This window comes from uncultured Kushneria sp. (assembly GCF_947497025.1).
Lineage (GTDB): Bacteria > Pseudomonadota > Gammaproteobacteria > Pseudomonadales > Halomonadaceae > Kushneria.
The window spans coordinates 1-21,037 of the sequence record NZ_CANMFC010000012.1 but is presented as its reverse complement, the minus strand read 5'-3'; the positions used below and the strand labels follow the sequence as shown (position 1 = coordinate 21,037).

Below are 21,037 nucleotides of genomic sequence, written 5' to 3'. Positions count from 1 at the left end.
CAACACCAGAACATTGGTAACGTCTCAATTATTCCTTGTGACATGGCGTAAGCTGTTATGCTGATAAAAGACGCCAGTACTTTTGACCAGCGGGCCCTTTGCCGGGTCGGATCAGGATTAATCGGAGATGCGCATTTCGCACAATTACCCGCGCCATGGCCTTGCTCTATGGATTTCAGGCCTGATAGCGGTGCTGGTGATCACGCCATTCATTGGTGCGCGCAATCTGGCGATCATGATTCTGGGGTTAGCCCTTTTTGCGGTCCTGTTGGCCTGGCATCGCACCCGACTGCGCAATCGTCAGCTCTACCAGCAGCTTCATCATCCGGCCAACCGCCTCAGCAGTCATGAGCGTTTGCGCTACGATCGAAGCGAGCAGCGCTTTCGGGCGCTGCTTGAGAGTCTGCCGCGCGTGGCGGTGCAGGGCTACGATCGTAAAAGGCGTGTCATCTACTGGAATGCGGCCAGCACACAGCTCTATGGCTATATGCCCGATGAGGTGATGGGCTGCCGGTTTGAAGAGCTGATTATTCCGCAGGACATGCGCGAGTCGGTGGTACGTGCGCATCAGAGCTGGATCAATGAAGGGGTGGAAATACCTGCCAGCGAAATAGAGCTGGTGCACAAGTCAGGGCGCAGCGTGGCGGTGTTTTCTCACCATGTCATGCTTGGACAGCATACTGACAATCCACTGATGTTCTGTGTAGACGTTGACCTGTCAGTACAAAAGCAGGCACATCGCGACCTTGATTTTATCCGGCGTTACGATCCGCTGACGCTTTTGCCCAATCGGGCGGCTTTCATTGCTGAGCTCAACCGGCTGATCGAAGATGAAGATCGGCAAAGGGCGCCGCTGGCGGTCTTTTTTATTGATATCGAAAACTTTTCCGAGATCAACGACTCGCTGGGGTATGACCAGGGGAACCATTTGCTGACCCAGGTCGCCGAGCGTCTTTCTCAGCACTGTTATACCTCTGATCTATTGGCACGTTTTGGCAATGATGAGTTCGTCATGGCCTGTACGCATCTCGATTCAAGACGCCATGCCCTGCAGTTGATCGACCGGGTCAACAGCATGTTCGAACTGCCTTTCCTGTTGAATGGCAAGTCACACTACATTACGGTCAGTCAGGGCATCAGCCTTTTTCCCGACAATGGTGAAGATGCCCAATCCCTGATTTATGCAGCCAACGTGGCGCGTAACCGGGCCAGAATGCCCGGTGAAAGCCGTTTTCAGATATTTAGTCACGAGTTTCACCGTGATCTGATTTACCAGCATGAATTACTCAAACGCCTGGAAAACGCGATCGACCAACAGGAGTTGGCGCTGCATTATCAGCCCCAGATATCGCGTAGTGGCCGTATTGAAAGCATGGAGGCACTGCTGCGCTGGTTTCCTGCTGGTGGTGGCATGGTTTCTCCGGCAGAGTTCATTCCGCTTGCTGAGCGGTTCGGACTAATGGGCCGTTTGGGAAGCTGGTCCATTGAAGCATTGTGCCGTCAGCAGGCTTGCTGGAAAGCCCAGGGGCTTCATGGCTATCGTGTGGATATTAATCTATCGGGAGAGCATCTACGCTCTACCGCGATGCTTGAACAGCTGGAAAAAACCATGCAGCGCCATCAGCTTTCCATGCGCGATGTCGGTATCGAGATTACCGAAAACGTTCTGGTGCAGTCTGATGAGACGGTAAAGGACTATCTGCAAACGCTTTATCATCGCGGCATGAAAATTGCCATTGACGACTTTGGCACTGGTTATTCCTCACTTGCCTATCTAAAGCAGTTCCCCGTTACCTCGCTCAAGATCGACCGTACCTTTGTCATGGATTCCCCTAAAAGCCTTAAGGATCGTGCCATTCTGGCCGGTATCGTCTTTATCGGTCATCGGCTGGGCCTTGAGGTCATTGCAGAAGGGGTTGAAACCAGTGAGCAACTGGAGCTGGTTCGGGAACTCAATGTCGATCTGATACAAGGGTTTTATTACTTTCGCTCCATGCGAGCCGACCGAATTACTCCTTTACTTGAAACACAGCCACTGTTCCAGGGGCAGCGTAATTCTTCTCGTAAAAAATGATTACGATTTGAGTGGTACGGGGGGCAGGAAAGAGTGAGGTGATCGACATTCGATCCTGTTTGAGCAAACAGGTCTCCGGTGTGAAAAGGGCATGTTTTCCAGAGAAGGCTGACTCGATTGCACGCCGCAAGCCTCTTTTGGGTGGTGTCTTCCGCGGCGCTTTCAGATTCGGTCAGGCGATGTCCTGCTTCAAGTGCGATGCTATTTCCCCCCTAAATGATTGATTTTTTGTTACTTGCATAATCCAGGTTAGCGGCATTTGAGGCCGATTCGTCCAACAATAGCGCCTATCTTTGGAAGGTAATGCATCAATTATTACTATAATACCGTATGGCTATTTCAACGCCATTCGTGGGTGCATGCCATGTTGGACAGGGATCGCTGCCTGGTGCGTAACTTCAAACATTATTGTGCGCTTGATGAGACGGAAGCCGAGCTTCTGGCAGCGCTGGAAAAAACGCCTCAGACCGTGTCGAATGCCCAGATGTTGTGGGAGGAAAATCATCCTGCTGAAACGCTTTGTGTCCTCAGCGAGGGTTGGGCATGCTCGTACCGGTCAATGGACGATGGTACCCGACAGATTCTCAATATCTTTTTGCCGGGCGATCTTGTCGGTCTGAGCGATTTTTCACCTCGACGTCACCTGACGTCGGTAGCCATGCTGACAGAAGGCATTATTTGTCGTTTTCCAATCAGGAACCTGACGGATATTTTCACGACATCACCCAAACTGACTACCGTACTGTTCTCACTGGCAGGGCAGCAGCAGGCCATCATGGCAGAACGATTGGTCAATATGGGCCGTCGTACGGCGCGTGAGAAGGTGGCTCATTTTATCTGTGAGATGCATTTGCGTTTAAGCAAGACCTGCCCGGATATCACGCATCGATTCAACCTGCCACTTTCACAGCAGGTGCTGGCTGATGTTCTCGGGCTTTCAGCCGTTCACGTCAGTCGTACCTTTTCCGAACTTCGGGAAGAAGGACTTTTGTATCGTGAGCGCAATCGAATCGACATTCCGGATTTGAAAGCCTTTTACGAGGTGGCCAATTTTTCGGATATTTACCTGGACGATAGCGTCAGCGAGCTGTTGAAGCTGTTTGAAAAGGACTGCAATACACTGCGTTGACGCGTTCATCGCCAAAACCGTTGATCTATTAAACCCTTGATGAACTCACGGGCAGGTCAGGCCACGACCTGCCCGCCTCAATGCCTTTCCGGTATTTTTTTCACCGCTGCAATGGCTGCACTACTGACCCCGATCAGGGTGGGTGCCGTCCGTGGCCGATGTTTCTTCCCGATTTGTTTCTTCCATCGGTTGCCGTTTCCTCTTTTCGTGGCTCACTATACTGTCGCGACGTATTGTTGCCTGAAGCCTGTCGATAACGCACACCCATTATTGGCAGGCATGTCGGGCCTGTTTTAATCAGAGTTGAAAGTACCTGTTGCGCCAGTGATAAACCTACAGTGGAGACGACCATGACGCAGTCCATCGAACAGTTAAGCGCTACCCGCAGTCATGGTGGATGGGTCAAGCGCTTCAGCCATCGCTCACAGGTGCTTGATTGCGACATGACGTTTGGCATCTTTTTACCGCCTCAGGCAGAAACCGGGCCCGTACCGGTGTTGTGGTGGCTCTCCGGGCTGACCTGTACCGATGAGAATTTCATGCAAAAGTCAGGGGCCCAGAAAATGGCTGCCAGGCTGGGCATGGCCATTATCTGTCCGGATACCAGCCCACGAGGCACTGATCTGCCGGGCGAGCATGACAGCTACGATTTTGGCTCGGGCGCCGGTTTTTATCTCAATGCCAAAAAAGAGCCATGGAGTCGGCACTATCACATGTATGACTATGTGACGGATGAACTGCCGGCGCTGGTGCGCGAGCATTTTCCCATCGGTGAGCGGGAAGCCATCAGCGGGCACTCCATGGGTGGGCATGGCGCACTGGTCTGTGCTCTGAAACAGCCCGGTCGCTATGCCAGCGTGTCTGCCTTTTCACCCATTGTGAATCCCATGGATTGCCCGTGGGGTGAGAAAGCTTTCAGCCGTTATCTGGGAGATGATCGCGCCGAATGGTCGGACTGGGACGCCTGTGAACTGGTGCTGGCCGGGGCGTCCAGACAGCCGATATTTATCGATCAGGGTGAGAATGATCAGTTTCTCGATGAGCAGCTCAAACCCGATCACCTGGAAAAGGCATGCCATATTCAGGGGGTCTCGCTGAAACTGCGACGTCATGAAGGCTATGACCATAGCTATTTCTTTGTAGCAAGCTTCATCGACGACCATCTCGAATACCACGCGCATCATCTCTTTGCCGATCAGACGTAGTCTTCACCAGCAGTAAACGTTCAATGACTTCGCAGCGATACGCCTCCGGGGCTCTGACACGAGCCCCGGAGGCATATCAGCGACAAGGACATTGCAAGGGCATTCATGATCCGCTGCGTGTAACCTGTGGTCTTTAACAATGATCGAGCGGTGGCGCTGCCTCAAATGCAGGGCAGCACGGAAGGCAAATGCCGCTGACAGACAAGGGGATGAGGGCATTGATCGGACAGCTGCTGCGCTGGTGTGTCAGGATCGCATTGGGCGCGATCATGTTTTCGATACTGTTGGTGACCCTGTTTCGTTTCGTGCCATTGCCGGGCTCGATGGTCATGCTGGAGCGCAAGGCAACGGCCATCATCGATCGCGAGCCCATGACGATTCAGTACCACTGGACGCCCTGGCGCTCCCTGTCGGATCAGGCCAAGCTCGCCGTGATGGCCGCCGAGGATCAAAAGTTTCCCTATCACTATGGGTTTGATTTCGATCAGGTACATGCGGCCATTCAGGCCTGGCAGCAGGGCAGGAGCCTGCGAGGGGCCAGTACCATTAGTCAGCAGACGGCCAAGAATGTCTTTTTGTGGTCGGATCGCAGCTGGCTTCGAAAAGGGCTTGAAGTCTGGTTTACGATGCTGATCGAACTGATCTGGCCCAAGGAGCGCATCCTTGAGGTTTATCTCAACGTTGTGGAGTGGGATCGGGGCGTGTTTGGTCTGGAGGCCGCCGCACAGCACTATTACGGCATCGGTGCCAGCCAGGTCACGGCAGATCAGGCGGCAAGGCTTGCCGCCGTACTGCCCAATCCACGTGACTGGAGTCCGATCGCGCCCAGTGCCCGTGTGGCGCAGCGTATTGCGTGGGTCCGGCAGCAAATGAGACAGCTGGGCGGCACACGCTTTTTACAGCGTCTATAGTGGGATAGGGTCTGCATAGCAAGGCAATAAAGCCTTTAAAATTAGTTACATGCAGTAACAAATTCAGTTGAACTTAGTTTGCTGTGCGGCGTCATAACGACAGTACGCATTAAAAAGCAAAGGTAGTCAGGAGGATGTTCATGAAACGTTTTGCCGCAGTTGTTTCCGCATCGCTGGTCGCGACCGGCCTCGCTGCCACACCGGCACTCGCCGCTCAGGAGCAACCGGCTCAGAGCGCCCAGAGCCAGCAGCAGTCACAGAATTTCAGCGATGACCAGCTGCAGAACTTTGCCTCTGCTTCCCAGGAAATTGCAGGCATCTCTCAGGATTACACCAAGCAGCTTCAGGGTGCTGGTGATGCCGATGCTCAGCAGAGCATTCGCGAAGAAGCCAACCAGAAAATGGTTCAGGCTGTACAGGACAACAATCTGGAAGTTGAGCAGTTCAATCAGATCGGCCAGGCCGTTCAGAACGATCCTAAGATGATGCAGAAGGTCCAGCAGATGGCGCAAAAGCAGCAATAAGCCATTTCAGCTTTCAGCTATTTCAAAAGGCTGCTTCTTCGGAAGCGGCCTTTTTTTATGCCTGAAAAAAAACGTTGCACTTGCGATTCGAGCAAACGGAAGTTTTCTACTAAAGTCTTGCCCTTGATGGCTTAAGGCCAGCGAAAGGCTGGTGACATTCAGGGATGAAGACGGACGTATATGACGAATCAAAAGGGTGCCAGCGGAATAGGCTACATACTTTCCATCTGCCTTGTGGCCGCACTGGGCGGTATTTTGTTTGGCTATGACACGGCGGTCATTTCAGGGGCCATTGACTCGATCACTACCTATTTTGATCTCTCTTCCACCATGAAGGGGTGGGCGGTATCGAGTGTCGTAATTGGCAGTATCGTGGGGGCATTGGGGGCCGGTTATCTGGCCAATATTCTGGGGCGACGCATGACCATGATGACGGCTGCTGCCCTGTTTCTGGTGTCGGCGCTGGGCTCGGCGCTGGCACCTGCTTTCTGGTTTTACATTATTTTGCGTCTGGTCGGCGGCGTCGCTGTCGGGATTGCAAGCGTGGTGTCTCCCATGTATATGGGAGAGCTGGCCCCTCAGCACTGGCGCGGCAGAACGCTGAGCATGTTTCAGCAGTCTCTTGTCGTGGGCCAGACCATTGTTTTTTTCGTGAACTATTTCATCGCCCGCGATGTGGCCCAGACCTGGCTGGATAATTACGGATGGCGCTGGATGCTGGGCTCCGAGGCCATCCCTGCCGTACTTTTCGCGGCTTTGCTGCTTTTGGTGCCCGAGTCGCCGCGCTGGTGCATCATGCATGGTCAGCAGGATCGGGCACGACGAATTCTGGCACGCTTTACGCCGCAAAAGGATATCGAGCCGATGGTCGAGGAAGTGCGCAACTCTCTCGATGAAGGCAGGTCTTCCGGGCGGCGTGCCATGAATCGCCAGCTTCGTCAGGAAAAGCGCGGCTCACGCAGTGCGCTTAAAAAGCCGGTCATGATGGGAATCGCGCTGGTAGGTATCTTCCTGTCAGCGGCGCAGCAGTTTTCCGGGATCAATGTCGTGATGTATTACGCCCCGACCGTGCTCTCCAGCGTCACTGACAGCACCGGCAGCGCGCTTTTACAGACTGGCTATATCGGACTGATTTTCATTGTGGGCAATCTGGCGGGCATGTTCCTGATCGACCGGGTCGGGCGTGTGACGCTTCTGACCATCGGTTCGCTGGCCTGTGTGCTGAGCATGGCCGTACTGGGGACCGTCTTCTGGTTTGATGTTCAGGGCTACACCGCCATGATCGCCATCATGGTGTATGTGACGGGCTATGCCATCTCCTGGGGATGCTGCAGCTGGGCGCTGCTCTCGGAGATTTTTCCCAACGCCATTCGTGAGTCCGGCATGGCACTTGCCATGGGCGCACAGTGGACAGCGGGCTTTATCGTGGCGCAAACCTTCCCGATGATGCGCGGCAGTGAATGGCTCAATGATGTTTTCAACGGTGCCTTTCCGTTCTGGCTCTTTGGGGCCATCACGCTTGTCAGCCTGTTTATTGTCTGGCGTTTTGTGCCGGAAACGAAAGGCGTGCCATTGGAATCAATGGAGACGCTCATGAGCGAGAAATTCCGTCAGGGGCGGGTCAACAACTTCTCGCAGTATCGCGAAGGTGACGCGCAGACGGCCCGGGCCTGATGCCATTATCCAAAAAGGCCCCACTTCGGTGGGGCCTTTTTCATGGTTCAAACAGCCAAAAGAGAGACTAGATGACCCACATCAGCATCAACGGCAGATAAATAAACGAGGCAAGGGTCGAGCACATGACAAGGCTTGCCACAAATTCCGGCGAGCGTCCGGCCTTTTGGGCAAAAAGATAGTTATAGACGGCCATGGGCATGCACATCATCACCATGAGAATGCCGCGCGCTTCCTCATCCAGCCCCAGCAAAAGGCCGATGCCCTGAGCAATCGCACCGGCAACTACAACGCGACCCAGCGCAAAGGCAAGACCGACCGACAGGTTGCGAGCGCGAATACTGGCCAGCGCCACACCAAGCGTAATCAGCATGATAGGAATGGTCATGCCGGCAAGCAGTTCGATGCTGTTGGAAAGCCAGGCCGGCAGCGTGATCTGATAAGCCATCAGCAGTATCGCAATGATGCTGGCGTAAATGGTTGGATTGGTCAGCAGATTTCTGACCGGACGAGAGCTGCTGGTAATACTGCCCACGATAAACTGTGCGATCGAGACGATCACGAAGACGGCAATGGCCAGTGAAAAGCCGCGTCCTTCACCAAAGGCATACATGGCCAGCGGCAGTCCCATGTTGCCTGTATTGGGAAACAGCACCGACGGCACAATGGTGCGCCAGTCCAGCCCGGTCACACGCGAGAGCAGCAGGCCGACAGCCAGCAGTACCAGAAGACACAGGAATGTGGCAGTCGCCATGCTTGAAAAGGCTGAAATATCGACATGAGTGCTCGACAGGGCATTGACGATAAGACAGGGGGTGCCAACGTTGAAAACCAGCTTGGTAACAAACCCTGTAGGGTAGGGCTGTCGAAAGCGCACCCAGAAATAGCCGATACCAGCACCCACCATGATGGGCACCATGACAGCCATGATTTGTGAAAACATGAAAAACCCTGTGGAGTCGACCGTCAGGACGGCAACGAAGCGAGATCGTTATTTTCACGGGGTTGTGAGGGCAGTTGCAAGCTATCCGAAGAAAATATTCTACTTTCGTAGTATTTCTATTTGGGCAGCGTAATGGTGTGGCCGCGCCTGTCGGCCAGCCGACTGTCCTGTCCCAGCCGTCGGGCGCCATGCCTGGCATGGCTGATCAGGCCGGTAATCAGAACGCGCTCGGGCATGTGGCGCCAAAAGCGCGAGGGCATACTGCGCACCATGGTTTTTTCATTGAGACGGGCCGGGTTGAACGTGCTGGCGTAGTAGGCCAGCCAGAGATCCTCCACGTCGTTTTCCATTGTTGATAGCGCCTGATAGTCCTGGAAGGTAAAGACACCGGACTCGGGGCGTTCGATATGCCACTGCCGACCATCGCAAAAGATGGTCCCCTCGGGCGTCATGATCAGCCAGCGATGCTGCCCCATCCGATCGATAAAGTGTCGTGCGGCCGCCTCAAGAACATCATGGCGGGGTTCAAACCAGGCAACGAATTCGGGAGCGTGCTGTTCTTGCGGATGAACGGGCTGCTGATGAAAACGCAGAAAGGCGTGTATGTGATGCACTTCATGATTGACCGCCTTGACGCGCTGCTCGACAACGGCACCATCGGTGTCCCCTGCCAGCAGTGCTTCGCCTTCACCCTGCGCCAGTCGCCAGACCACCCGATAAAGCAGTGCCCAGCGGCACTCCTGATGATGTGCAGGCCAGTAGTGAGAGGCGCATTCGAGCCGACTCAGATGCTGTCTTGAAAGCTTCAGCGCCAGCGGTGTCTCGCTCGGTGGTGGCAGATCCGTATCACCGCTGGCGAAAAGATCGCCTGCCGAGTCATTGTCCTGCCACAGCACCTCGCCGGGTGACACCCGTGCCGCCAGCAACCGGCGGGCGTTGTCGCGCCAGGCGGCGAAGTCGGCCCGTGCCATGTACAGGGTATACATCGTCATGGTGACATTCCGAATGCTTAAAGCAGCGCCATCTGCGCCGGAGTGGAGGTCTGCATCTGCGCCAGCAGTGCCTGTCGTTCGAGACCGGCCTGACGCGGACGGTAGTCCTGAGTGGTAATAAAAGGAGCCAGCTTCTTCATGGAGCAGCCCAGCCGGGTCAGATCGGTATAGCGAATGCGCCGTTCACGACGCAGTGTCTCGATGCGTCGCGCACTGGTAATCCCGATGCCTGGCACCCGAGCAATCATGTACATGTCGGCACGGTCCAGATCGATGGGAAAGAGCTCCCGATGGTTGAGCGCCCAGGCAAGCTTGGGATCAATATCCAGCGACAGGTTACCAGGGCCGGTCAAAAGTTCATTGGCACGAAAACCATACCCCCGGATCAAAAAATCGGCCTGATACAGGCGATGCTCACGCAACAGCGGTGGGGCGATCAATGGCACCGACGATGGGCTTTCGGGAATGGGCGAAAAGGCCGAGTAGTAAACCCGCTTGAGTCGGTAATCACCATACAGGGACTGAACGTTACCCAGAATGGTGTGATCATCGGTATCGTCGGCCCCCACAATCATTTGGGTGCTCTGGCCGCCGGGTGAAAAGCGGGGAGCTCGGGGTTCAGCGGTCGCCTCATCCAGCCCATCGCGAATGGTCGACATGGCAAGACGAATGGTGGTGTCGCTTTTTTCCGGAGCCAGGCGATTGAGGCTCTGACTCGTGGGCAGCTCGACATTGACGCTGAGACGGTCAGCGTACAGCCCGGCCTGGCGGATCAGATCCGGAGAAGCATCGGGAATGGTCTTGAGATGGATATAGCCGCGAAACTGATGCTCGACGCGCAGCGTTCTGGCCACCCTGACCAGCGCCTCCATGGTGTAATCATTGGAGCGGATAATGCCGGAGCTTAAAAAAAGCCCACTGATCAGGTTGCGACGATAGAAATCGAGCGTTAACCGCACAATTTCATCCACGCTGAAGCGCGCCCTGGGCACGTTGCTGGAGCGCCGGTTGATGCAGTACTGGCAGTCATACAGGCAGAAGTTGGTCATCAGGATCTTGAGCAATGCCACGCAGCGGCCATCCGGCGTAAAGCTGTGACAGATGCCGTTGCCGTTGGTCGCCCCCAGGCCCTTCTGGCCCCTTGATGAGCGTTTGGGCGCGCCGCTACTGGCGCACGAGGCGTCATATTTGGCGGCGTCCGCGAGAACGATCAGCTTGTCAGTAAGCTGCATGAGCACTCCTTTAACTGTATTTACATACAGTAGTCAGGGCGCGCATAAACAACAACTGAATTGCATTCATTGTGTAGGCAGTATGTTTGAGCCATGTCTCTTATAGCAGGGTGGCTGCCGGATTCGGTTCGGCATCGGTCATAACGGCGGTCAGCGCATGATCGCCCATATCGGCAAAATCGCCGATCAGACGTGTTCCGGGCAGCCATATTTCGCTGAGTGTACAGCTCAGTACCAGCGTGCATTGACCCGGTGATGCGGTGGGGTCCAACCCTTCGACCCGGGCATCATGAAAATAAAAGCGGGTGCCGGTGAGCGGATAAAGCGCCTTGAAAAGGCTTTCCTTGAGCGAGAAGGTCAGGGTGATCGCGCGTGAGCGCTGCTCGGGCGTGAAAACGCTGAGGACCTGTTGTTCGCGCGGTGTGAGAATCGATGTCGCCAGATAATCGGCGCGTTCGGTTGTCAGCCAGCGCTCGGCATCCACTCCCAGCCCCTGGTGGGTCGGGATGGTACTGACCAGTGCGGCGGCCAGGTTGCGAGCATGGGTGATAGAGCCGCGGACCGTTGTCGGCCAGTCGACCTGGCGGTCGGCAAGACTTGGCAGGGCGTTGACATGGATATCAAGCTCGGCCAGGGCATGGCGGGCGCACACCCTGCCGGCCAGATATTCAGCGCGACGCTTGGTGACAGCGCGAGAGAGGCTCTCTGGCAGCGCCATGCCACAGGCAGCGAAGGCGGTGTCATCAAAACATTGAACGTCGAAGGAGGTCATGCTCAATCGCGCCCCGCGGGCCGGGGAGATAAAGGGCCAGCAAGAATGCGGGGGCGCGATGGCGTTAGACATGAGGCGCAAAAATTACAGTGACAGGAGGCCGACGATAATACCGCCAAAGATCAGCCACTTGATCACGTAATACAGCGTCTTGTTTTTCTTTTTGAGACGCTTGCCGGCTTCACGAACCTTGTAGATGTACTTGAAGGCACGGTTGAGCCCGCCGGTGTGATCGTTGTCATCATTGGGAGAGGCCGCCGCGGCCATGACGTTGCGGCTGAACCAGCGATTGACTGCCGCTGCCCAGCGATACTTCATGGGCCGTTCGATATCGCAGAACAGAATCAGGCGGTTCTGATCGGTATCGTTCTGGGCGTAGTGGATGAAGGTCTCGTCAAAAAGCACTGCTTCACCGTCGCGCCAGCTGTAGTCGATACCATCGACATTGATGCGGCAGCGGTCATCGTTGGGTGTGCGCAGGCCAAGATGGTAGCGGATTGAGCCTGCGTAGGGATCGCGATGCTTCATCAGCTTGCTGCCGGCGGGCAGTTCGGCAAACATCGCTGCCTTGACGCCGGGGATGCCGGCCAGGATCTCGGTCGTGCGCGGACAGAGCTGTTGTGCTGATTCATGGCTTTCGCCATACCATTTGAGATAAAAGCGCTTCCAGCCGCGTCGAAAAAAAGAATTGAACCCTGCGTCGTCCTTTTTGGCCGAGCCCTTGATGTGATTTTCAAGGGTCAGGGCTTCATCGCGGATCTCTTCCCAGCGCGAGGTGAGGGCTGCAATTTCCGGGAAGTCCTCGGCGCGGTGGTAAGGGCGGTCCGGGACTTTTGAAAACAGATACATGAACGCATTGATGGGCGCCATGAAACTCGAATGGTCCGATAGCTGACGAAAGGGCTTGTGACGAACGCGGCCACGAAAATGTACATAAAGAATACTGGCCACGATCAGGGCCACGATTGTCCATTTGATCATAGCGATCTCTTTTCGACATGAGTGCCGGTAGCTTCGGCGATGGTATGGGCTTGCAGTCTGGCGGCGCAGTCTCGCATGTCCGCACAAGGGTGTCATTATGGAAGTCTGAGGGTGCTCATCAGACAGTGCCAATCATGCCTTTGGCCGTTCCATCTGTCGACATGATTTGCAGACTAACGGGTTGAAAGTATCGGTACAGTGCCTAATGTCAGTACTGAGCAATCGAATGACTACGGCTAATGGTCGTCAAGCGTTTACAAGGTGCCCACGGGCACCACTGACAGGAGGTCACATGACTCCCGATATTGGTCTGGGTACCTATCGACTCAAGGGGCAGGATGTCATCGATTCGGTGACCACGGCGCTTGAGCTGGGCTATCGGCATATCGATACAGCGCAGATGTACGGCAATGAAGCCGAAGTCGGGCGTGCCATCGCTGACAGTGGTGTGCGCGTGAAGAGATTTTTCTGACCACCAAGATCTGGACGGATCGTTTCCACCATGATGATCTGATCAAAAGCCTTGAAGAGAGTCTTGAAAGGCTTGGCACCGATTACGTGGATCTGGTGCTTCTGCACTGGCCTTCACCCGATAACGAGGTGCCGGTAGCCGAGTCGATCGGAGCGCTGGCCGAGGCAAAATCGCGTGGTCTGACTCGTAACATCGGTGTCTCCAACTTCACCATGGCTCAGCTCGATGAGGCGCTTGAGGTTGAAGGCGGCGATCAGCTCATCACCAACCAGATTGAGGTGCATCCCTTCCTGGCCAACAAGGCGCTGGTCAATCATTGCAATGAAAGAGGCGTCAGGGTGACCGGTTACATGCCGCTGGCAGTAGGCAAGGTCATGGAAGATGACACGCTCAAACAGATTGCCGACAAACATGATGTGACACCTGCACAGGTCGCGCTGGCCTGGGTAGCGGCGCGCAATATCGTGGTGATTCCTTCGTCCACGAAAAGGGCTCACCAGCAGTCCAATCTGGACGCCATGAATTTGTCGCTGAGCGACGACGAGGTCAAACGTATCAACGCCCTTGACCGCGGCGAACGTATTGCCAATCCGTCCTTTGCTCCGGTCTGGGATGAATAATCCTTGAAGCAGGTGCCAATGGTCAGGACATAAGGTTTTTTGACCACATGCAGAAGGGGCGCCCAATGGGCGCCCCTTTCTTTGGTGGCATGGAATCTGCAGCAACCTCAGGAGGTCAGCAGGGAGGGGTTGAGCGTCAGCATCTGCATCGAAAAGGCCGTCGGCGTTTTCGGCTTGCCCTCGGCGTCGACAAAGTACAGCTCAAACCCTGTGCACTGGCGCCGTGACTTGCTGGAATTGACGTAACTGCCCAGATGCTTGAGACCATCAAAACGGATGCCCCGGTCTTCGACAGTCACCTGAATCAGGGGATTATCCAGCAGATATTCGGTCACCAGCTTGATCGTTCCCTCTGTTGTCACCTGGTTGGTCGTGAAACACCCCAGACCGCGGCTGAGCTTGTCCTGACGCCACAGGAAATGCTGAGGAATACCGGTCGTCAGTTTGACCTTTTCTCCGTTAATCATCATTTCGCTGACGCCTGTCAGCCCCACCGTTGGTTTGCCGGCGGCGTTTCGGGTCAGACTGTACTGCTCGAAGAGGCCTTTTCCCTTGGCGATGGAGATGGCACCTGAAAAGGCATTCTTTTCGCTGTCTTCAAGTGACAGTGGCCCACCCTTGGTTCGAAGAGTGATTCCCTGGGGAGCGCCCGCGCTGTTTCTACCGGCTTCAATGGCAAAGGTGGGCAGATAGCACCACTTGTCAGCCTGCTGAACAATGTTGTCTGGCGTGACACGCATTGCGCGGCCGGCCGCGGTTCTCACCACCACGGCGCCCCCGTGGGCAGAGACGCCCCCCATGCGAGAGTCGTTAAGCATGGAGCTGAACACGTTACGCCAGCCCCAGGTCACCTTATTACCGGCCGCAAAGCAGTTCATGATCTGCTGGTAGCTGCTGCTGCGAATAGCCGGATGGCCAGTTTCGTCATCCGTTTCGTCCTGGGGGGCGATCAGTGGAACATGAGCAGCCGTACCCGTATCACGACGTTTTTCCCACCAGTTGCCGATAAAGTTGCAATCGTAGATGTGCGAAGCCACCAGCGCATCGCCGCTGATAAACTCGAAAATATTGTCCTGAAAGGTGGAGCCATTGATCTGGCGACGGAAAACGAAGGCGTTGCCGCAGTTATTGAACTCGTTGCGCAAAAAGCGCGCCGTGGTTGAGTAGCTGTTCTTGGCATCATCACAGTAGAGCCCATAGCCCACCTGGATAAAGACGCAATCCTTGATCGTGAAGTTGACCAGAATTTCCTTGACGTAGATGGCGTACTGGATGTTTGTAAAGTGGATATTGCTGAAAACGCTGTTGTAGCCCTGGGCATCAAAGGCGGTTTTGCCGTCACTTTCTTTTTGACCCTGAATCAACAGGTTTTCAACCATTGGCCCCTGCTTGATAAACATCGCACCGGTGAGCCCGCTGCCGGGACGAAGCCGTGCCTTGCCGTTGTTCTGATTTTCGCGCAGGCGCCCTGAGCCGCTGAGGTTCTTGTATTGCAGGTCAACCGTTTTGGCGATCACGTAGTCACCAGGCGGTACGATGACCGTGGCGAGTTCGCTGGACGCTGCATCGATGAATGCCTGTGAACTGTCCTTTTTACCAGTAGGATCAGCGCCAAAATCAAGAACGGTCTTCATTGCGGTAGCAGTAGCAGTCGTCATGAATATTCTCCAAAGATAACCATATTGATGTCGTGACGTTATCCTTTTTGGATAACGTGTAATCATGGTTAATCATTTGGTTAATACGGTCAACCCTTAATTGTACAAATTAGGCAATTTTCGGCGCTCGAATTGAGTAATCCTTTTTAAACAAACATTTACTAATGATCGGTTCAAGGGTTACCGGCGCAACATCATTTGTGCCATGACAACGCCAATGATTCGGCAGTGTGGCCCCAGCGTCATGTATTGCTGTGCCCAGCCCCGGTTCAATGCCTTGAGCATGGGCGGCTGCCCTGGTTCCTCAATATAGCGCTTGAAGGTGGCCTCGGCGCTGCCATGCTCTTCACACTGAACGATGACATCATCACCCGACATGGCCTGTACGTCCGGATCTACAAAGATCAGGGTGCCCGGCGGGTAGACTTCCATCATTGATTCTCCACGCACGCGGAGCACAAAACAGCTCGGGCCACAATTGGGTGGACGAGGGAAGGATTCCTGATCCCCGTGATCGATGATACTGGCCGAAGTATCCGTCCAGGCGCCTGCCTGTACCCAGCTCAGCAGGGGGGCCATCCCGTTCATGATGGGTGCCTGCTCAACGCTGTTGTCACTGCGTGATGGCATGGCGATCACGTTGCCATCATGAGATGAGGGCTGCTCATGACGGCTGTCCAGCCAGCCATCTTCCTTGCCAAATGCCGCTTCGATGCGGCGTGCGAAATCGTCACCGATATTACGTGTCGCCTTGCTGCTCAGTACCCGGCTGGCTGCCGGCGGCTCAACTCCGACGCACTCGGCAAACGCCTTGTTGCTGCCTGCCTGGTCGCGTAGCGCGCGCGCGTTTTCACGTCTTATTTCACTCACTCTTTGCATGGTTAATTCTCATCGGGAGTATTAAAACTTTTTCAAAATTAGCCTTGATGGTCAATTAAAACCCACGCATACTCGAATTTGTTAACCAATGTGTGCATATTGTGCCTCCGGCGACTGAATATTGCCACGCGAAAAGTAAGTCAGTTCCGGGCTGCAATGGCGCTTCACGTAGAACCTTGTATACGGAGATTCTCATGAATGAATCACAGCGCAGCAGAATTATCGTCGCCTTGATGAAGCGCGAAGGCGGATTTGTCGACCATCCCAATGATCGGGGGGGCGCGACCAATTATGGTATCACTCAGCGTGTGGCTATCGATCATGGCTATCGCGGCAGCATGCGTGATCTACCTCAGGCGCTGGCCGAGAAAATTTATCTTAAAACCTACTGGCATGCGATGAAGCTCGATGAGATCAGTGCGCGTGCGCCCGCACTGGCGATCACGATGCTGGATTATGGCGTACACAGCGGAACCAAACGTGCTGGACGACAGCTACAGGAGGTATTGAATGTATTAAGCAACAATGGACGGCGCTGGAGCGCCATCGAGATAGACGGTTGCATCGGAACGCAGACGCTAAGGGCAATGGACGCCATGCTCAAACTTCGCGGTGTGAACACTGGTAATACACTTGCGAGTACCATTAATGCGCTGCGTCTGGCGTGGCTGGTTGATCTTGCACGGCGTGATGTCTCGCAGCAGGCATTTGCTCAGGGCTGGATCGACCGTGTCGTCAGGCTTGAAAAGGATATGTATGACATCGAACCTGACACTGGCCGAGATGGAGCATCCAGAGAACGACGAGGAAATCGTCATGGCATGGTCTGAAGTCGGACGACGCCTTGAAAAGGAGGCGCCCGAACTGGCGGCGCTTTTTAGAAACCCGGACAACCATGAAGCATTGGGAGCAATTGTTGCCGCAACCCTTGAATGCTGGGCAAATGCATCCGCACAAGGCGTCTCGGATATGCTGGACCGGAATCCGGAGGCCATCGAGCGTCTTAAACAGCTGGATGTAGAACGCATCAAGCTACAGCTGGACCTGGCGGCGGAAAAGCCTGCGATGTCGCAGGCTACCGGAAGCGCTATCAAGGGGCTTTTCAACAATGACTGGCGAGCCGGGGTAGGCTGGACACTGTGCGGCATGCTGGCGCTCATGTCCGTGGCCATCTGCATTACGGTCATCAGGGATCCTGACCGCATTCAGGACTGTGTGGATATCATGACCTGGTTGATCTTCTCGGCCAGCGGAATATTGGGCATTAATCTTCACGGCAACAGCGTAGAGCGCCGTGTCATGATGGAGGAAACGCATATGGGTATGCAGGAACGCAGCCCGGAGACTGCGCCGCCACGTCCGAGGGATATGGAAGATTGAAAAGCTTTTATCCCTCCTGAGCGCCCGGCCATGCCGGGCGCTATTGTGTGTGCCAGCTCATCGCTCGACCAGACGAGCGTTGAACTCGATGGGTATGGTGTCGTTCAGGCGCTTGTACCCCAGCAACGATAAAACGGTCTGCGCATTATCCAGCTGCATCAGCTGCTGGGTATCCACACTGATTGGCTCGGCCAGTGTCAGGTGATAGTACTGCTGATCCAGTCGCTCAAGCGTCAGAGGGACCTGTTCGCTGCGCTCGAAGTGATTGCCACTGGCAGTCAACGTGACGTTACGGGTCGTTGCATCCCCCGGCTGCAGATTGCTCAGCCAGGCCGGATTGACCTTTGTTGAGAGCGTCACCATGGCAGAGTCGGATGAAAGTCCTGATAAAAGGTCGCCCAGACCACTCTGCTTGCCCAGCAGATCGGTTTGTTCAAGGCGCAGCGGCATCTCGAATCGACCCTCATCATCGATGGTGCCCTGCAGATCAGACACATGGTAGGTCTGCTCCATCGGGCCGCGCTGACCCTGGCCTGACACATGAGCGGTTATTTCACTGTCGGCCGGAACAAACTGCCAGGCCGCCTGAGCCTGAGCCGTGAATGCAAGCGTTGCGCCTGCCACACCCAACACCTTCCATAAACGATCACGCATGCATTCACTCCTTGTTGATAAACGACACTGGCCTTGCGACGGTGCGTTGGGTATCATACGCAACCGCAATATCAGGGCCTATAGCTCAGTTGGTTAGAGCAGGGGACTCATAATCCCTTGGTCGCAGGTTCGAGTCCTGCTGGGCCCACCATTTAAATCAAATGGTTACGGGATTATCAGACAGTCTGTTCAATGTTTGGTTGCGATTTGGTTGCTGATGCGCGGCAACCTTGTCATTACACCGTCCCATCTTGCTGGATCTGCATGCGCGTATCGACTGGTGACTGTCAGTGATGAATGCCCCAGTAGATCCCGAATACTTGTCAGTGTTTCCCCTTTGCTTGCCAGCAGCGACGCGTAGCAGTGCCGCATGTCATGAAAGCGAATATCTGGTCGTCCGATAGTTTTTCTGGCTTTCTCAAAAGCTCCCCTGACTTTGTCACTTGTGGTAGCGAAGGGCAGGGCATCAACCAGCAGTTGAGCTTCATCAGATAACGGAATGACTCTTGGCTTCCCATTCTTTGTCTGGTTGGGTTTGAGCACGATACGACCGCTATAAACATTTCCAGGCTCTAGAGCCAAAAGTTCCCCCCGTCTCATGCCTGTAAGCATCGCCAGTAAAATCACCTGACGCTCGACTTCGTATCGTTCTGGGACTGCCTCCAATAGCTCGGCAAGCTCCGGCTCAGTCAGATAGACATGCCGCTCATTTTTAGGCGATGGCTTGCGTAATTTGCCGTCAAGAGGCAGGTCCAGCCAATCCCACTCACGATAAGCGAGTGACAACACTCGCTTGACCACCTGAATTCGATTATTGATGGTCGATTGCGCTAACCCTTTCTCTTTCAAAGCTTTCTGCATTTTACGTGCTGCATCGAGCAATTCTTGGCCAATCACAACACCGTGGGCCTGTTCATCCATCCACTTGGCGACTAAAAGTATGTGCTGTTTCTGGGAGCGCGCATCGTATTCGCTTACCATCCGCTGAAGGCCTTCCGAAAAGGTGCGCTTGGGCTTGCGTCCCATCACGCCATTAAATGCGTTCTCCTGTTGCTGAGCGCCTGCTTTCAAAGCGTACTGCCTTGCCTCTCCTTCTGTCTGAAAAGTTCGCAGAGAGCGGAGACCGTTGATTGTTGACCGGACGACCCAAGTGCCACGGTCTTTCCTTTGTGAGACTGTGTATCCCATAGCTGATCCTCTTTTTCCTGAGGACCGCGCCTGCAACGCTGAGCGTACTCCTCAACTTCTGACTGATCAAAACGTACGGCACTGCCAAGCTGAACAAATCCGATTTCATGTTTATGCCCGTAGACCCAGCTCAAGCTCATCTCGAGCGTTTGGGCAACTTGTTCCGGGCGAAGAAGCTTTTCCATCTGTTTTCCTCTACATGCCGCATCCGAGCAGCATGGTTATGAGCCGATGGTGTAATAATACGAAAACGTATTGACAAGTCAATGCGTTTTCGTATTAGATGGTTCTCACTTCGACTACCTAGGGGGGGGTTAGCCTAAAGAGATGTTTTTGCTTCAATAGCGACAGCGAAGATTAGACTGTCTTCTTTTAATGGAATCAGGGGGTAGGAGGGGTTAAGTGCTTGAAGATGGCTTTGCCCACCATCTTTTATAAACTTACGGAAAACAGGCTCCGTAACATCAAGCAAAAGAGCAAGAACTAGCTTCCCCGGAGTACTGGTTACTCCTGTATCGAAAAGTATTTTAGTGCCTGCAGGCAAACTTGGAGTAACGCCAGCTGGAGAGGACATGGCATCTCCATTCAAACTTAGCCAAAAGCCAGTGCCAATTGTTTTATAAGAGCTTGGCTCATAATTTGTATTTGGGTTATTTATAGTGTTTTTAAAAAAAGATGATGATTTTATTGAGTGCCATCCAAGGTCTGGCCAATCAAGAATAGGATAGTGATAAGTGCTGTGTTTCAATTTTTGGCGCGTTGAATTTATAGCCTCAAAAGTTGACGACATAAAGCCTAAAGCACTTGGCATGAAACCTACAGATGCAGCGACAGCGCCATGAGAGCTGTAAGAAGAAATGCTAACTCCATGAGCAAGATAACTCGTAGTGGTACTTAAAGATTTTGCCAATTTTTCTAGATTGCCAATTCTCGGAGACTTACTAGTGCCCATCAGAATGCGATGGATTGTGGGCTGAGGAACACCTGAGCGCCGAGATAACTCATTCTCGCTCATATGAGCCGTTTCCATGAGCTGACGCAGCCTCATAGCTATTGTGCTCTCACTGTTCATGTATGGCTGGCCTGAGTATGTAGGGTTATGCGTAATCGTATTAAAAACAAGCTCGTTTGTCTAGTTGATGTATTTCGAAATGAAAACGAAAGGCTATGAGATAAAGTTTAAATCTACTGATCGACCAGAGAATAGTTGGCCATGCTCTTCATGGCACTATAATTTTCAATTATTGGTATATTGTTAAGATACGGGTTTTTTACAAGCTAGAGGGAATTCGACCCTACACTCTACAAGATATTAAATCACTGAAGGTTGGCGTGGCTAAGGTTCATGACAGGTGGTCGAAAAGGAACCAAAAAAGAAGAAAGGGAACCAAAAAAGTTTTTAAAATTTTCAGTCTATGCTCGATGCAAGATTAAAATGTCTGATGTTTTGATGAGGTTGATATATGTCTTTTCATTTTCCTTTGATCAATCGTAGTGGTCAAAAAAAATCTATCATTGAAACCTTAGGGTTTTGGGATATGGATCTGCAACTAGGGAAGCCGCTTCAGTTTTTCGAAAACCACCATCAGACTTGCATACAGTTAGAAGTTATTAACCAAAAAATTAGAAAATGGCTAGATTTCAGTGAGTCAGAGCTGGTGTCAATATTTACGGTTCTTCGTCACTTCATGTGGATTTGGCCTGATCGAGCAGGCGGCCCACCGGACTGCCGATCAGGTAGATCATCGC

At 53.7% G+C, this 21,037-nt stretch carries 20 protein-coding genes, 1 tRNA gene and 1 pseudogene; 11 read left to right on the top strand and 11 right to left on the bottom strand.

Annotation, left to right across the window (positions count from 1 at the left end; genetic code table 11):
• Positions 1-127: 127 nt before the first annotated feature.
• The 6 genes from Q0931_RS16185 to Q0931_RS16160 all read left to right on the top strand — a co-directional run bounded on the left by Q0931_RS16185 (position 128) and on the right by Q0931_RS16160 (position 7,517).
• On the top strand, positions 128-2,074 hold the full coding sequence (locus Q0931_RS16185; protein ID WP_299262026.1) for a bifunctional diguanylate cyclase/phosphodiesterase: 1,947 nt from the start codon (positions 128-130) through the stop codon (positions 2,072-2,074).
• A 364-nt stretch (positions 2,075-2,438) separates the two neighbouring features.
• The gene (locus tag Q0931_RS16180; RefSeq protein ID WP_299262025.1) at positions 2,439-3,203 is read left to right on the top strand and encodes a Crp/Fnr family transcriptional regulator; all 765 of its coding nucleotides are present in this window, start codon (positions 2,439-2,441) and stop codon (positions 3,201-3,203) included.
• Between the two features lie 350 nt (positions 3,204-3,553).
• Positions 3,554-4,408, top strand: a complete 855-nt coding sequence (gene fghA, locus Q0931_RS16175) for an S-formylglutathione hydrolase (RefSeq protein WP_299262024.1) — start codon at positions 3,554-3,556, stop codon at positions 4,406-4,408.
• Positions 4,409-4,617: 209 nt separating this feature from the next.
• Positions 4,618-5,319, top strand: coding sequence for a monofunctional biosynthetic peptidoglycan transglycosylase (gene mtgA, locus Q0931_RS16170; RefSeq protein ID WP_299262071.1), 702 nt, complete (start codon positions 4,618-4,620; stop codon positions 5,317-5,319).
• Between the two features lie 140 nt (positions 5,320-5,459).
• Positions 5,460-5,843, top strand: a complete 384-nt coding sequence (locus Q0931_RS16165; protein ID WP_299262023.1) for a DUF4168 domain-containing protein — start codon at positions 5,460-5,462, stop codon at positions 5,841-5,843.
• Positions 5,844-6,023: 180 nt separating this feature from the next.
• A complete protein-coding gene (locus Q0931_RS16160; RefSeq protein ID WP_299262022.1) occupies positions 6,024-7,517 on the top strand; it encodes a sugar porter family MFS transporter in 1,494 nt (497 codons plus the stop codon).
• Positions 7,518-7,584: 67 nt separating this feature from the next.
• Here the strand turns inward: Q0931_RS16160 and Q0931_RS16155 are convergent, their stop codons facing one another.
• The 5 genes from Q0931_RS16155 to lpxO all read right to left on the bottom strand — a co-directional run bounded on the left by Q0931_RS16155 (position 7,585) and on the right by lpxO (position 12,437).
• Positions 7,585-8,460 carry an AEC family transporter gene (locus tag Q0931_RS16155; RefSeq protein WP_299262021.1) on the bottom strand — a complete coding sequence of 292 codons (876 nt, stop codon included), beginning with the start codon at positions 8,458-8,460 and terminating at the stop codon, positions 7,585-7,587.
• A 116-nt stretch (positions 8,461-8,576) separates the two neighbouring features.
• Entirely contained in the window at positions 8,577-9,452 is an 876-nt protein-coding gene (locus Q0931_RS16150) for a TIGR03915 family putative DNA repair protein (protein WP_299262020.1), read from the bottom strand.
• 17 nt (positions 9,453-9,469) lie between these two features.
• Positions 9,470-10,684: a putative DNA modification/repair radical SAM protein gene (locus tag Q0931_RS16145; protein ID WP_299262019.1), complete on the bottom strand. Its 1,215-nt coding sequence runs from the start codon at positions 10,682-10,684 to the stop codon at positions 9,470-9,472.
• Between the two features lie 100 nt (positions 10,685-10,784).
• On the bottom strand, positions 10,785-11,456 hold the full coding sequence (locus tag Q0931_RS16140; RefSeq protein WP_299262018.1) for a 4'-phosphopantetheinyl transferase: 672 nt from the start codon (positions 11,454-11,456) through the stop codon (positions 10,785-10,787).
• An 84-nt stretch (positions 11,457-11,540) separates the two neighbouring features.
• Positions 11,541-12,437 carry a lipid A hydroxylase LpxO gene (gene lpxO, locus Q0931_RS16135; RefSeq protein ID WP_299262017.1) on the bottom strand — a complete coding sequence of 299 codons (897 nt, stop codon included), beginning with the start codon at positions 12,435-12,437 and terminating at the stop codon, positions 11,541-11,543.
• A 292-nt stretch (positions 12,438-12,729) separates the two neighbouring features.
• Here lpxO and dkgB point away from each other — a divergent pair.
• Positions 12,730-13,529 (top strand): annotated as a pseudogene (dkgB, locus tag Q0931_RS16130) (2,5-didehydrogluconate reductase DkgB).
• A 107-nt stretch (positions 13,530-13,636) separates the two neighbouring features.
• Here the strand turns inward: dkgB and Q0931_RS16125 are convergent.
• Together Q0931_RS16125 and Q0931_RS16120 are read right to left on the bottom strand one after the other, a co-directional pair.
• The gene (locus Q0931_RS16125) at positions 13,637-15,187 is read right to left on the bottom strand and encodes a glycosyl hydrolase family 28-related protein (RefSeq protein WP_299262016.1); all 1,551 of its coding nucleotides are present in this window, start codon (positions 15,185-15,187) and stop codon (positions 13,637-13,639) included.
• A 180-nt stretch (positions 15,188-15,367) separates the two neighbouring features.
• Positions 15,368-16,066, bottom strand: coding sequence for a S24 family peptidase (locus tag Q0931_RS16120; RefSeq protein ID WP_299262015.1), 699 nt, complete (start codon positions 16,064-16,066; stop codon positions 15,368-15,370).
• Between the two features lie 194 nt (positions 16,067-16,260).
• Here Q0931_RS16120 and Q0931_RS16115 point away from each other — a divergent pair, with 194 nt between their 5' ends.
• Both Q0931_RS16115 and Q0931_RS16110 read left to right on the top strand, forming a co-directional pair.
• Positions 16,261-16,896 (top strand): glycosyl hydrolase 108 family protein, encoded by a 636-nt coding sequence (locus tag Q0931_RS16115; protein ID WP_299262014.1) that lies wholly within the window; start codon positions 16,261-16,263, stop codon positions 16,894-16,896.
• A complete protein-coding gene (locus Q0931_RS16110; RefSeq protein WP_299262013.1) occupies positions 16,883-17,446 on the top strand; it encodes a hypothetical protein in 564 nt (187 codons plus the stop codon). The genes Q0931_RS16115 and Q0931_RS16110 overlap by 14 nt, the downstream gene beginning before the upstream one ends.
• 57 nt (positions 17,447-17,503) lie before the next feature.
• On the opposite strand, the gene Q0931_RS16105 is transcribed toward Q0931_RS16110, so the two are convergent.
• Complete coding sequence (locus Q0931_RS16105; protein ID WP_299262012.1) at positions 17,504-18,100, bottom strand: hypothetical protein; 597 nt, start codon at positions 18,098-18,100, stop codon at positions 17,504-17,506.
• A 74-nt stretch (positions 18,101-18,174) separates the two neighbouring features.
• On the opposite strand from Q0931_RS16105, the gene Q0931_RS16100 reads away from it, so the two are divergent.
• Positions 18,175-18,251 (top strand) — tRNA-Ile (locus Q0931_RS16100).
• A 38-nt stretch (positions 18,252-18,289) separates the two neighbouring features.
• Here Q0931_RS16100 and Q0931_RS16095 read toward each other — a convergent pair.
• The 3 genes from Q0931_RS16095 to Q0931_RS16085 form a co-directional block, all read right to left on the bottom strand.
• The gene (locus tag Q0931_RS16095) at positions 18,290-19,171 is read right to left on the bottom strand and encodes a site-specific integrase (RefSeq protein ID WP_299262011.1); all 882 of its coding nucleotides are present in this window, start codon (positions 19,169-19,171) and stop codon (positions 18,290-18,292) included.
• Complete coding sequence (locus Q0931_RS16090; RefSeq protein WP_299262010.1) at positions 19,168-19,473, bottom strand: helix-turn-helix domain-containing protein; 306 nt, start codon at positions 19,471-19,473, stop codon at positions 19,168-19,170. Before Q0931_RS16090 ends, Q0931_RS16095 begins: the two co-directional genes overlap by 4 nt.
• A 134-nt stretch (positions 19,474-19,607) precedes the next feature.
• Entirely contained in the window at positions 19,608-20,336 is a 729-nt protein-coding gene (locus tag Q0931_RS16085) for a LexA family transcriptional regulator (RefSeq protein WP_299262070.1), read from the bottom strand.
• 415 nt (positions 20,337-20,751) lie between these two features.
• On the opposite strand from Q0931_RS16085, the gene Q0931_RS16080 reads away from it, so the two are divergent.
• A partial coding sequence (locus Q0931_RS16080) for a hypothetical protein (RefSeq protein WP_299262009.1) occupies positions 20,752-21,037 on the top strand: 286 nt, incomplete at its 3' end.